Genomic DNA, 12,826 nt, shown 5'->3' with positions numbered 1-12,826 from the left:
TGGGGGTGCTTCATGATTCAGCTGCAGCCATGGATTCGGCGCGGATCTCTTCGGTGAGGCGGGCCTTGATTTCCATGAACTCGGGCGTGGTCTTGATCGTGTAGTGGCGCGGATGCGGGAAGTCCACCGCGATCTCGGTCTTGATCCGGCCCGGCCGTGCGCTGAACACCGCGACGCGGTTCGCCATGAAGATCGCCTCGTCGATGTCGTGCGTGACGAAGAGCACCGTCTTGCGGGCCGACTCCCAGATGCCGAGCAGCAGTTCCTGCATCAGCACGCGGGTCTGGTTGTCGAGCGCGCCGAAGGGCTCGTCGAGCAGCAGGATCTTGGGGTCATTGGCCAGCGCGCGTGCGATCGCGGTGCGCTGCTGCATGCCGCCGGAAAGCTGCTTGGGAAAGTGGTTCTCGAATCCGCGCAGGCCGACCTTGGCGATGAAGAAGTCGCTGCGCTCCTTCTGCTCGGCCTCGCTCATGCCGCGCTCGCGCAGGCCGAAACGGATGTTCTGCGCGATGGTCAGCCACGGGAACAGCGTGTAGCTCTGGAACACCACGCCGCGGTCGGCGCCCGGGCCTTCGATGGTCTGGCCGTCGAGCAGCACGCGGCCGTCGGTCGGGTAGTCGAGGCCGGCGACGATGCGCAACAGGGTGGACTTGCCGCAACCCGAGGGACCGAGGATGGTGACGAAGTCGTTCTCGCGCACTTCGAAATCGATCGGCAGCAGCGCCTGCGTGGTCTGGCCGCGCGTGCCGGTGAAGGTGCGCGAGACACCACGGATGGACAACTGATTCATGACTGCAACTCCGAGCCTGAAGACTGAAGAGACAAGGGCCGAGCACCGCGATGCCCGTTCGCGGAATGCCGCGGAACCGGCTTTGCCGGGCCGCAGGCGTTGCCCCCTGCAAGGGGGTGGGCGGCCACACGAAGTGGGCAAGCCTGGGGGTGCTTCATCAGATGGTGCTCCAGGCGAAGAGGCGGCGGTTCAGTGCCTTGAAGGCGAAGTCGGAGATCAGGCCGATGACGCCGATGACGATGATGCCGAAGATGATCTGCCCGGTGTTCAGCAGCGCCTGGCTGTCGGTGATCATGTGGCCGATGCCGGAGGACGAGCCGATCAGCTCGGCCACGATGACGTACGTCCACGCCCAGCCCAGCACCAGGCGCAGCGTCTCGGCAATGCCCGGTGCGGCGCCCGGGATCAGTACCCGCATGACGATGCCACGGCTGTTGGCGCCCAGCGTGTAGGCCGCCTCGACCAGGTCGCGGCGGGCGCTGCCGACGGTGACGGCCACCATCAGCGTGATCTGGAACACCGAGCCGATGAAGATCACCAGCAGCTTCTGCGCCTCGCCGATGCCGGCCCACAGGATCAGCAGCGGAATGAAGGCCGACGCCGGCAGGTAGCGGCAGAAGGACACGAAGGGCTCGAAGAAAGCTTCGACGCTCTTCCAGGTGCCCATCGCGATGCCCAGCGGCACGGCGATCACGGTCGCCAGCACGAAGCCGCCGAACACGCGCCACACGGTCATGCCGATGTCGTGGATGAAGTTGTACTGGGTGAAGAGGAGCACGCCCTCCTTCACCATCGTGATCGGGCTGGCGAGGAAGGTCGGCGACACGAAGCCGCCCAGCGTGAAGAAAGCCCAGACCACCACGAAGAGCACGAAGAAGCCCAGCCCGAGCAGCCAGCGCGCACGCGCGCCGACGGGTTCGAGCGGGGCCAGCGCACGGCGCCGGCGCGGCGCCGCCGACGCGACGACCTGCGCAGCGGAGACCACCGGCTTGGGAGAGTTCATGACAGGCGTCGCGTCCATGGCGGTCTCTTACTTGATGTAGCTGGTGTCGAAGGTGGCGGCCAGGTCCTCAGGCGCCTTGCGGATCACGCCGGCCTCCAGCAGGATGGCTTGCGCGTCCTTCATGAAGGGCGTGATTTCGTTGGCGAAGAACTTCTGGTTGGCCGCCTTGTCCGACCAGCGCAGGTAGGCCGAGGACTTGGCGAACTGCTCGCCGGTCTGCTTGACGGCCGCGCCCATGATCTCGTTGGACTTGGCCGGATCGGCCTTGATCATCTCGACGGCTTCGAAGTACGAATTGGCCAGCGCCTGCGCGGCCTTCGCGTTGGTCTTGAGCCAGGTCGGCGCGCAGCCGACCGTGTCCATCACCATCGGGTAGTCGAGCGTGGTCGCGAGGATCTTGCCGGCGGTCGGATTGGCGCGCACCGTCGAGAGGTAAGGCTCGTAGGTCATCGCGGCGTCGTTCTGGCCGGAGACGAAGGCCTGGGCGGCGGGCTGCGGCTCGAGCGAAACCAGCTTCACGTCCTTCATGGTCATGCCGTTCTTGTTGAGCATCCAGGCGAGGCCGAAGTAAGGCGCGGTGCCCGGCGCGCTGACGCCGATCGCCTTGCCCTTGAGGTCGGCGAAGGTCTTAACGTCGTTGCGCACGGCCAGGCCGTCGGCGCCGTAGGACTTGTCCATCTGGAAGATCTGCACGATCGGCACGCCGTTGGCGTTCCATGCGACGTGCGTCTCGACCGTGGTCGCGGCGCATTGGATGGCGCCCGAGGCCAGCGCGAGGTGGCGGTCCTTCTGCGGAATCATGCGCAGCTCGACGTCCAGCCCGTTCTTCTTGAAGATGCCGGCCTTGTCGGCCAGCGTGAGCGGCGCGAAGCCGGTCCAGCCGGACATGCCGAGGGTGATCTTGGTTTCATCGGCATGGGCGCTCGCCGCCATGCCTGCGATGCACGCACCTGCCGCCACCAGCGAGGCGATTTTTCCGACCGTCATGACCATCAAGGTTCTCCTGTTGCGTTTCAAAAAGTTCGGCTCGCTGGGCCCGCAAAGAGGCGGATGCCAGCAGGGAAGCCGAGTTTCATTCGCTGCGATGCACCTGTATATACAGGTTAACCCGAAACTGCCGCCGGGATCAAGTGCCGCTTCGCACTTGCTCAGTGCGTGGAAGCGGTTTCATGCACCAAAAGCTGTCTAGACAGGAAAGCAAGGCAGCGAATGGCGGGGAAGATCGCAAGCTGCATGCCAGGGACGGCCGGCCTCAATCCGAGGCAGATTCGGGCCGCGGTCTTCGGGACTGTCTCGCGAATCAGCTTGACGTGCCCGTCCCGATCCGCTTCGGCCCTATCAACTAGCTCGTCAGCGCATCGGCCTGCCGCGACACACTGGCCTGCACGACCTCGGCGAAAGGCGCGGCCAGTGGCGATGCGAAGCTGCCGGGCAGCGGGTAGGCCATCACCACTGACTGCAGCGCAAGCTGCCCGCGCAGGCGTCGGCAGGCGATGCGCTTGCCGTCGTAGCCCTGGTCACGCACCGGCCGCGTCGTCAGCAGCGAAACGCCCAGGCCATTCGCTACCAGCGAGCGCACCATCTCCATCGAAGCGCTCTCGTGCGCGATCCGCGGCGTGACGCCGGCATCACGAAACAGGGAGAGGAAGTACTCGCGGCTGTGCGGCAGGTTGATCAGCACCAGCGGCTCTTTCGCGAGATCGGCAAGGCGCAGGCTGGCCGATGACGCCAGCCGGTGGCCCCACGGCAACAGCGCGTAGGGGCGCAGTTGCATCACGGCTTCGAGCCGCACGCCGCGCGCGAGGCCGAGGTCGTACATCAGCGCGACGTCGAGCGCGCCGCGCTCCAGCATGCGCGTGATCGCCTCCGTATCGCCTTCCACCAGCTGCACCTCGATGCCCGGCCAGGCCACGCGCATGCGCGCGAGGATGTCCGGCAGGTAGCGCGGCGCGAGCGTGCTCAGGCATCCGACGCGCAACAGGCCCGCCAGCTCGCCGGTGCGCGGGACGGAGAGCGCACGGGCCTGTTCGAGCAGCGCATGCGCCTCGCGGTGCCGGAGCACGCCGGCCGCGGTGAGTTCGAGGCCACGCGCGTGCAGGCGCACGAAGAGCGGCTCGCCCCATTGCGACTCGAGATCCGCGATGGCCTTGGAGATCGACGGCTGGGAGACGCTCAGCGCCTCGGCCGCGCGGGCGGCGCCGCCGTGGCGGGCCGCGGCCACGAAGTATTCGAGCTGGCGCAGGTTCAGGTGAATCATTTTTCTTGATCCAAAGCATCAGGGAACAGTATTTTCTTTTGATCCAGCCCTGGCCGACCATGGCGTCTCATCCGCCACGAAAGCGATTTGCCATGACACCCGACTCCCGCCCTCTCGACGGCATCCGCATCCTCGACTTCACCCGCGTGCTCGCGGGGCCGCTGTCCACGGCCCTGCTCGCCGATCTGGGCGCCGAGGTGATCAAGATCGAGCCGCCGCACGGCGACGACTACCGCGCCATCGGCCCGATGAAGAACGGCCAGAGTGCGCTCTTCACGGTGATGAACCGCAACAAGAAGAGCATGGTGCTGGACCTGAAGCATCCCGACGCGGTCGCGCTGGTCCGCGAACTCGCCGCGCATGCAGATGTGGTGGTCGAGAACTTCCGCCCCGGCGTCGCCGAGCGCCTCGGTATTGGCCCGGATGCGCTGATGCGGCAGAACCCGAAGCTGGTGTACGTGAGCGTCTCGGGCTTCGGCCAGACAGGGCCTTATGCGCACCGGCCGGCCTACGACATCATCGTGCAGGCGATGAGCGGGCTCATGGAAGCCACGGGCGATCCCGAAGGCGCACCGACGCTGGTCGGCGAGGCGGTGTCGGATGTGGTCGCCGGCCTCTTCGCCTCGTGGGCCACGCTGGCCGCCCTGCTGCAGACGCAGCGCACCGGCTGCGGGCAGCACGTGGACGTCGCGATGTTCGACACCACGCTGAGCTTTCTCGCGACCTCGATGGCGCGCTTCCTGTTCACAGGCAAGCCGGCGCGAAGGGTGGGGAACCGGCATCCGCTGTCGGCGCCCTTCGGTGTCTATCGCGCGCAGGACGGGCATTTCGCGCTGGCCGTTCTCAACAAGAAGCTGTTCGATGCGCTCGCCGCGGCCATGGCGATGCCGCAGTTGGCGCACGAGCCGCGCTTCCAGACCGACGAGTTGCGCTCGGAGCAGGAACCCGCGTTGCGCGCCTTGATCGAGCAATGGGCCGGCGCCCTCCCGGTCGAGGAGGTCGTTCGCCGGCTGGAAGCAGCGGGCGTGCCCGCCGCGCCGATCTGGAACATCGCGCAAGCCGTGGATTCACCGCAGGCACAAGCCCGCGAACTGCTTCGCGCCGTGCACGACGATCGCCTGCCGGACCTGCGCCTGCCGACGCAGCCGGTGCGTTTCAACGGTGCCGCACCGAACCGCGTCGAGCGCGCGCCTGCGCTCGGCGAACACACGCATGACCTGCTCGCCGGCCTGCTGGGCTGCGGCCTCGACAAGCTCGCCGAACTCCGCGAAGCCGGTGCATTCGGCGCGACCCCGACCACCACCCACTGAAGGAATCGACATGACACGACTCGGCGTCACCGAAGAAGACCAGGCTCTGGCCGATGCCGTCGCGCGCTACGCGGCCGAAACTGTCGCGCCGCTCGCGCAAGAGATCGACGAACAGGAGCGCTCGGCCACCTGCCACGTGCCGCAGTTGGCCGAACTCGGCGTGATGGGCATGAACCTGCCCGAGCGCTGGGGCGGTCCCGGCGTGTCGCCGACGGCGATGCTGCTGTCGCTGGTGGAAATCTCGCGCGCCTGCGCAGCGACCTCCTCGATGATCGGCGCGCACTACCTGGGCACGGACGCGGTGCTGATCGCCGGCAACGACGAGCAGCGGGCCCGATGGCTGCCAAGGGCTGCGAGCGGCGAATGGCTGGCCGGCTTCGCGCTGACGGAGCCGCGCGGCGGGTCGCACCCGGCGGACCTGCGCACGAAGGCGGTCCGCGACGGGGACATCTATCGCCTGGATGGCGTCAAGCACTTCATCTCCAACGCGGCCGAGGCGCATTTCCTGGTCGTCTTTGCCAAGACCGATGCCGCGGCGGGCGCGCGCGGCGTGAGCGCCTTCATCGTCGACACCGGCAGCCCCGGCGTGCGGATCTCCACCCCCGAGAAGCTCATGGGCATCCGCGGCGGCCATTCCTTCGAGGTGGCATTCGAGTCGGTCGAAGTGCCGATCGCGAATCGTCTCGGCGAAGACGGCTCGGGGTTTCGCACCGCGATGAAGGTCCTCGACAACAGCCGGCTCGACGTCGCAGCGACCTCCCTCGGCATCGCCGAAGCGGCGCTCGCCGCAGCGGTCGAGTGGGCGCGAGAACGCCAGATCGGCGGCGAGCCCTTGTCCGGCAAGCAGGGCATCCAATGGATGCTCGCCGACATGAAGCTGCGACTGGAGGCCTCCTGGGGCCTGACGATGCAGGCGCTGGCGCTGCGCACCGCGGGCCAGCCCTTCACGCTGCAGTCGGCCATGGCCAAGCTCCATGCCTCGGAGATGGTGGCCTTCGTCACCGACACCGCACTGCAGATCCACGGCGGCTACGGCTTCACGCGGGACCTGCCGCTGGAGCGCTATGTGCGCGACGCCCGCATCCTGCGCATCTACGAGGGCTCGTCGGAGATCCAGCGCAACATCATTGCTCGCATCGTGCTGGGTTGAGACGGGCCCGCCGCCCCAGTGCGGGTTATCGCGGATTCGTCGTCCCGCCTGCCGGTTAAAGATCGCGTTCCTTCCACAGGAGACACGACATGACCCAGGCCCTTGGCGTGAAGCGGTATCTGCATCGTGCGGCGGCATTGTCCGCGGTAGGCATGGCCGGCATTCTTTGTGCCACCGGCGCGCAGGCCCAGGAGACTTTCAAGATCGGCATCGTGAGCTTCCTGTCCGGCCAGGCGGCCGAGAGCTTCGGCATTCCGGCGGTCAATGGCGCGAAGGTGCTGGTAGACGCCTTCAACAAGGGCGCGGCGCCGGCGCCCTACAACAAGACCGGCTTCGGCGGCATGAAGATCGAGGCGGTGTACGTCGACGAGAACGGCGGCGCCACCAAGCAGGTGCAGGAGCTTCGCAATCTCTACGACCGCGAGAAGGTCGATGCGGTGGTCGGCTACGTCGGCTCGGGCGACTGTCTCGCGGTTGCGCCGGCGGCCGAGGAGATGAAGAGGTTCCTCGTGCTCTACGATTGCGGCACGCCGCGCATCTTCGAGGACAACAAGCTCGAGTACGTGTTCCGCACTGCCTCGCACGGGGCGATGGACAACGTCGCGCTGGCGCGCTATCTCAAGGCGCGCAGCGTAAAGGCCGACTCCTTCAACCTGATCAACCAGGACTACGCCTGGGGCCAGGACTCGAAGAAGGACTTCACCCTGTCGATGGAGAAGCTCTATCCGAACGCCAAGGTCGGCGAGGACCAGTTGCCGAAATTCGGAGCGGGCCAGTACGGCACCGAGATCTCGGCGCTGATGGCCAAGCCGGCCGACGTCACGCATTCCAGCCTGTGGGGTGGCGATCTGCAGGCCTTCATCCTGCAGGCGGGCCCGCGCGGGCTCTTCAAGCGCACGCAGGTGGTCCTGTCGGCGGCCGACCACGTGCTGCCCGGCCTGGGCGAGAAGATGCCCGACGGCACCATCCTCGGCGCGCGTGGCGCCTACGGGCTGATGTCGCCGAAGTCAGCGCTCAACGACTGGTGGTGGGATCTCTATTCCAAGGCCTACAACGTCTACCCGGTGCAGGCGCCCTACCGCATGGCGCAGTCGCTGCTGGGCCTGAAGCTCGCCGCCGAGAAGGCGATGGCGGCCAACGGCGGCAAGAAGCCCACCTCCGAGCAACTCGCCGCAGCGCTCAAGGGGCTGGAATGGGATTCGCCAGCGGGCCGCATCCGCATGGCGCTGGGCGACGGCCACCAGGCCGTGCAGGAGACCGCGATCGGCAAGACGCGCTACGACGCGGCCAAGAAGATGGTGGTGCTGGAGGACATCCAGCGCTTCCCGGCCGAGTGCGTGAATCCACCGGCCAACATGAAATCCGAGGAGTGGATCAAGGCCGGCTTTCCCGGCGCCAAGGGCTGCCCCTGACGCGCGGCGCCTGACGTGCACACCGCCGCCACGATCCTGATCGACGGCCTGACCTACGCGTCATGGCTGTTCATCGTCGCACTGGGGCTCACGCTGGTGTTTGGCGTGCTCAAGATCCTCAACATCGCGCACGGCAGCTTCTATGCGGTGGGCGCCTATGCGGCGGCCAGCTTCGTCGGCTGGGGCGCCAGCCTGAAGTGGGCTCCCGCGCTGTCACTGGTGGCGATGCTGCTGGCCGCCGTGGCGGTGGCCGTGGTGCTGGCGCCGTTGACCGAGCGCGGGCTGCTGCGTTTCTTCTACGGACGGGACGAGGTGCTCCTGGTGCTGGTGACCTACGCGATGTTCCTGATCATGGAAGACCTGACCAAGCTGATCTGGGGCGCCAATCCGTACTACGTGTCGGAGCCCTACGGCCTGTTCGGCAACCTCGACCTGGGCGTGCAGAGCTGGGTGGGCTATGACTTCGCGCTGGTGGCGCTGGCCGTGGTGGTCGGCGTGGCGGTGTGGTGGGGGCTGAATCGCACGCGGCAGGGCAAGATCATGCTGGCGGTGATCCACAGCGCGGAGGTCGCGTCGAGCATGGGCGTGAACGTGTCGCGCGTCTACATGCTGGCTTTCACGGTCGGCATCTTCCTGGCGGCGCTGGGCGGGGCCTTCACCGCGCCGATGATCTCGGTGCAACCGGGGGTGTCGGTGGGCGTGATCATCGTGTCCTTCGCGGTGGTCATCATCGGTGGCCTGGGCAGCATCGAGGGCGCGGCGGTCGGCGCGCTGATCGTCGGGCTGGCCCGGTCCTTCGCGGTGCACGTGGTGCCGGTGGCCGAGTTGTTCTCCATCTACATCGTGATGGCCGTGGTGCTGATGTTCCGGCCCGAGGGGTTGTTCCAGCGCACGCAGGCGCGGAGGATCTGAGGCCATGGCAGCGATCCCGAATCCGTCCGCCACTGCGCCGGTGCGCCGCGCCTCGGCGGGCGGCTGGCGGGGCGCCGCGCTCGGCCTCGGCGCCTTTGCCGTGCTGGCGGTCGCGGGGTGGTTCAGCCCGCGCTGGCTGACTTTCCTCGTCACCATGTCGGCGGCCAATGGGCTTGTCTCGCTGGGCATCGTCTGCCTGATGCGCGGCGGGGTGGTGCCCTTCGGCCAGGGCATGCTCTTCGCGGCCGGCGGCTACACGGCGGCGCTGGCCTACAACAAGCTCGGGTTCACCGACGCACTCGGATTGGCGCTGGCCGGCGGCGTCGCCGCCGTGCTGATCGCCGCCCCCTTCGCTCCGCTGCTGTCGCGCTACCGCGGCATCTTCTTCGCGATGCTGACGCTGGCGCTGTCGATGGTGACGTATGGCCTGTTGATGAAGCTGGACGCACTGGGCGGCTCCGATGGCTTCAACATGGGCCGCCCCACCCTGCTGGGCCAGAAGCTGCCCGATGCACGCACCGGCTACATCCTCTATCTGGTGACCATCGGCATCGCCACCGCGATGGCGCTGCTGGCGCGCGTCTACTTCGACAGCACGCGCGGACTCGTGACGCTCGCCGTGCGCGAGAACGAGTTGCGTGTCGAATACCTGGGCGGCTCGGTGCGCCAGGCGATGACCATCAACTTCATCCTCGCGGCCTTCAGCGGCGGGCTGGGCGGTGCGCTGGCCGTGATGTCGCTGGGGCACGTCGAGCCCAACTTCAGCTTCTGGACCACCTCGGGCGAGTTCGTCTTCGTCGCCATCCTGGCCGGCTGGCAGAGCGTGGCCGCGGTGTTCCTGGCGAGCACGGTGCTCGAAGTGGTGCGCTCCTTCTCCAGCGCCTACTTTCCGAACACGTGGCAGCTCGCGCTGGGCCTGTTCCTGCTGTTCGTGATCCGCTTCCTGCCGAAGGGTCTCGGCTCGCTGTGGATGAAGGGCAACTCATGAGCGCGTTGCTGGAAGCGCATGGCGTCAGCAAGCGATTCGGCGCAGTCGTGGCTGCGGCGGACATCCGCATCTCCATCGCCGCGGGCGAGCGCGTGAGCCTGATCGGCAGCAACGGGGCCGGCAAGACCACCTTCGTCAACATGATCACCGGCTACCTGAAGCCCGACGAGGGACGCATCGTGCTCGACGGCCAGGACGTCACGGCGCTGGCGCCGCGCGCGATCACGCGGCTGGGCGTGGCGCGCTCCTTCCAGATCCCGCAGCTCTACGCCGACCTCACGGCGCTGGACAACATGCTCGTCGCCAATGCCTGCCACGACCAGCGCCTGAGCTTCTGGCAGCCGGCACGGCGCAGCGAGGCGCTCGACCGCGCCGATGCCCTGCTGGAGCGCTTCCGGCTCGCGGAACACCGGCAGCGCCGCGTCGCCGAGTTGCCCGGCGGTGTGCGCAAGCTGCTGGACATCGCGATGGCCCTGACCGCTGCGCCCAAGCTGCTGCTGCTCGACGAACCTACGAGCGGTGTGTCGGCCGAAGAAAAGTTCCCGATGATGGAAACCATCATGGCGGCGCTTGGCCAGGAGGCGATGACGGTGCTCTTCGTCGAGCACGACATGGACATCGTCGAGCGCTACGCCAGCCGCGTGGTGGCGTTCTACAACGGGCGCATCATTGCGGACGACACGCCGGAGGTGGCGCTCGCCACCGACGACGTGCGTCGCTATGTCACCGGCGAAATACTGCAGGAGTAGCCAAGCAATGCTGCAGATCGAATCCCTGCATGTCTCGATCCAGTCGGTCGAGGCCTTGCGCGGGCTGTCGCTTTCGGTCGGCAGCGGCCGCATGGTCGGTCTGGTCGGGCGCAACGGCGCGGGGAAGACGACGCTGATGCGCGCATTGATGGGTCATCTCAAGCCGTCGCACGGCCGCATCCTCTTTCATGGCCGCGACCTGACGGAACTTCCGCCCCACGCGCGCGCCGCGCTCGGCATCGGCTACATGCCGGAGGACCGCGGCCTGGTGCCCGAACTCACGGTGGAGGAAAACATCCTGGTGCCGGTGTGGGTGAACAGGTCCCTGGTCGAATCCGAGCGCTTGGCGCTTGTGTACCGCGTGTTGCCGGAACTGCTGGAGATGCGCAAGCGCCGCGCGCTGCTGCTGTCCGGCGGCCAGCAAAAACTGGTGGCGCTGGCGCGCGCGCTCGCGGTCGGCACGCGCCTTCTGCTGCTCGACGAGCCTTTCGAGGGTGTGGCGCCGGTACTGTCCAAGCGGCTGGGTGAAGTGATCGCTGGACTGAAGGGCAGCGAAATCTCCGTGCTGATGGCCCAGAGCGACCTCAACCACTCGGGGCGCATCGTCGACAGCGAAGTCGTCATCGAGCGGGGCGCCAACCTGGCGAAGGTGGCGGCATGACCCACTGGCGCGACTTCCCGGTGCCGGCGATGCGACATGAGGCGCTGTACGGCGACCGCATCGTGCGTTGCTTCGCCGAGCGGCCTGCCAGCCTGCATGCGATGTTCGAGCGAGCACGCACCACGCGGCCGCAGCACGACGCGATGGTCTTCGAGGGCCGCCGATGGAGCTACGCGGAAACCGGCGATGCGGCCGACCGCCTGGCGGCAGCCTTTGCGGCACAAGGCATCGAGGCCGGCGAGCGGGTGCTGATGCTGATGGGCAACCGCCCGGAATTCCTGCTGGTGTTGCTGGCCTTGCAGCGGCTGGGCGCCATCGCGGTGCCGGTGGGTGTTCGCGAACAGCGGCCCGGCCTGGCCTACATCGCCGTGCAGTGCGGCGCCAAGGCTATCGTCTTCGACGACGAACTCGGCGTACGGCTTCCCGACACCGCCGAGGCGCCGGCGCTGACTTTGCGCTTCGCGGCGTCGGACCTCGCTGCGCTGGCTGCATCCGCGCCGTCGCCGCCTGTGGCCACCACACGCGAGACCGATGTCTCGGTGATCCTCTACACCTCCGGGACCACCGGCCATCCCAAGGGTGCGCTGCTCACGCACCTGGCAATCGCGCATTCCGCGCTGCACTTCCAGTCCTGCATGGGCCTGCGACCCGACGACCGTTCGGCGCTGGCAGTGCCGGCCAGCCACGTGACGGGGCTGATCGCGATCATCGCGTCGATGTGGCAGGTCGGCGGCGCGGTGATCGTCATGCCCGAGTTCAAGGCCGATGCCTTCGTGCAACTGGTGGCGCGAGAGCGTGTCAGCCACACGCTGATGGTGCCTGCCATGTACAAGCTGTGCCTGCTGAGCGAGTCCTTCGACCAAGAGGATCTGTCGAGCTGGCGCATCGGCGCTTTCGGCGGCTCGCCGATGCCGGTGGCAACCATCGATGCGCTCGCCGAGCGCCTGCCCGGCCTCACGCTGCTCAATGCCTACGGTGCCACCGAGACCACCTCGCCGGTGACGATGATGCCGGCCGGCCTGACGCGGACGCACATCGATTCGGTCGGTGTGGCGCTTCCTGCGGCCGAAATCCGCGTGATGGACGACGAAGGCCGCGAAGTCGCGCCCGGTGAAACCGGCGAACTCTGGATCGGCGGGCCGATGGTGGTGCCTGGCTACTGGGGCAATCCGCAGGCCACGGCCGATTCGTTCACGGCCGGCTTCTGGCATTCGGGCGACCTGGGCTGCGTGGATGCGGAAGGCTTCGTGCGAATCTTCGATCGCAAGAAGGACATGCTCAATCGCGGCGGCTTCAAGGTCTATTCGGTCGAGGTGGAGAACGTGCTCATGGCCTGGCCCGGCGTGGTCGAGGCGGCGGTCATCGGCAAGCCCTGCCCGGTGCTCGGCGAGCGGGTTCACGCCTTCGTCCACGCGCCCGGCATCGACATCGACGAAGCTGCGCTGCGACAGCATTGCGCCGGGCGGCTGGCTGACTACAAGGTGCCCGAGAGCTTCACCTGGAGCTCCGAGCCGCTGCCGCGCAACCCCAACGGCAAGCTGCTGAAGCGTTTGCTGCGCGCGAGGATCTGAATTCGGTTTTTCACGGCTTTGCT

At 67.4% G+C, this 12,826-nt stretch carries 12 protein-coding genes; 8 read left to right on the top strand and 4 right to left on the bottom strand.

The genetic code is table 11. The features are described from left to right. Positions 1 to 10: 10 nt before the first annotated feature. The 4 genes from QTH97_RS19975 to QTH97_RS19960 form a co-directional block, all read right to left on the bottom strand. Complete coding sequence (locus QTH97_RS19975) at positions 11 to 790, bottom strand: ABC transporter ATP-binding protein (protein WP_286570196.1); 780 nt, start codon at positions 788 to 790, stop codon at positions 11 to 13. Between the two features lie 157 nt (positions 791 to 947). Beyond that, positions 948 to 1,793, bottom strand: a complete 846-nt coding sequence (locus QTH97_RS19970) for an ABC transporter permease (protein ID WP_286570322.1) — start codon at positions 1,791 to 1,793, stop codon at positions 948 to 950. A gap of 27 nt (positions 1,794 to 1,820) precedes the next feature. Beyond that, on the bottom strand, positions 1,821 to 2,786 hold the full coding sequence (locus QTH97_RS19965) for an ABC transporter substrate-binding protein (protein WP_286570195.1): 966 nt from the start codon (positions 2,784 to 2,786) through the stop codon (positions 1,821 to 1,823). 349 nt (positions 2,787 to 3,135) lie between these two features. Then, positions 3,136 to 4,050: a LysR family transcriptional regulator gene (locus tag QTH97_RS19960; RefSeq protein WP_286570194.1), complete on the bottom strand. Its 915-nt coding sequence runs from the start codon at positions 4,048 to 4,050 to the stop codon at positions 3,136 to 3,138. Between the two features lie 92 nt (positions 4,051 to 4,142). On the opposite strand from QTH97_RS19960, the gene QTH97_RS19955 reads away from it, so the two are divergent. From QTH97_RS19955 to QTH97_RS19920, 8 genes are all read left to right on the top strand, one after another. Beyond that, on the top strand, positions 4,143 to 5,360 hold the full coding sequence (locus QTH97_RS19955; RefSeq protein ID WP_286570193.1) for a CaiB/BaiF CoA transferase family protein: 1,218 nt from the start codon (positions 4,143 to 4,145) through the stop codon (positions 5,358 to 5,360). Between the two features lie 4 nt (positions 5,361 to 5,364). Next, a complete protein-coding gene (locus QTH97_RS19950; protein WP_286570321.1) occupies positions 5,365 to 6,510 on the top strand; it encodes an acyl-CoA dehydrogenase family protein in 1,146 nt (381 codons plus the stop codon). A gap of 89 nt (positions 6,511 to 6,599) precedes the next feature. After that, the gene (locus tag QTH97_RS19945; RefSeq protein ID WP_286570192.1) at positions 6,600 to 7,922 is read left to right on the top strand and encodes an ABC transporter substrate-binding protein; all 1,323 of its coding nucleotides are present in this window, start codon (positions 6,600 to 6,602) and stop codon (positions 7,920 to 7,922) included. Between the two features lie 15 nt (positions 7,923 to 7,937). After that, positions 7,938 to 8,834, top strand: a complete 897-nt coding sequence (locus QTH97_RS19940; RefSeq protein WP_286570191.1) for a branched-chain amino acid ABC transporter permease — start codon at positions 7,938 to 7,940, stop codon at positions 8,832 to 8,834. A 4-nt stretch (positions 8,835 to 8,838) separates the two neighbouring features. Beyond that, entirely contained in the window at positions 8,839 to 9,822 is a 984-nt protein-coding gene (locus tag QTH97_RS19935) for a branched-chain amino acid ABC transporter permease (protein ID WP_286570190.1), read from the top strand. Next, positions 9,819 to 10,571, top strand: a complete 753-nt coding sequence (locus QTH97_RS19930; RefSeq protein WP_286570189.1) for an ABC transporter ATP-binding protein — start codon at positions 9,819 to 9,821, stop codon at positions 10,569 to 10,571. Before QTH97_RS19935 ends, QTH97_RS19930 begins: the two co-directional genes overlap by 4 nt. A gap of 7 nt (positions 10,572 to 10,578) precedes the next feature. Further along, positions 10,579 to 11,232, top strand: a complete 654-nt coding sequence (locus tag QTH97_RS19925; protein WP_286570188.1) for an ABC transporter ATP-binding protein — start codon at positions 10,579 to 10,581, stop codon at positions 11,230 to 11,232. After that, positions 11,229 to 12,803, top strand: coding sequence for a class I adenylate-forming enzyme family protein (locus tag QTH97_RS19920; RefSeq protein ID WP_286570187.1), 1,575 nt, complete (start codon positions 11,229 to 11,231; stop codon positions 12,801 to 12,803). The genes QTH97_RS19925 and QTH97_RS19920 overlap by 4 nt, the downstream gene beginning before the upstream one ends. Positions 12,804 to 12,826: the final 23 nt, after the last annotated feature.

Origin of the sequence: Variovorax gracilis (assembly GCF_030317115.1) — a bacterium.
Lineage (GTDB): Bacteria > Pseudomonadota > Gammaproteobacteria > Burkholderiales > Burkholderiaceae_C > Variovorax > Variovorax gracilis.
Note: the sequence above shows the minus strand (reverse complement) of the source record. Positions and strands in the feature narration are given on the sequence as shown.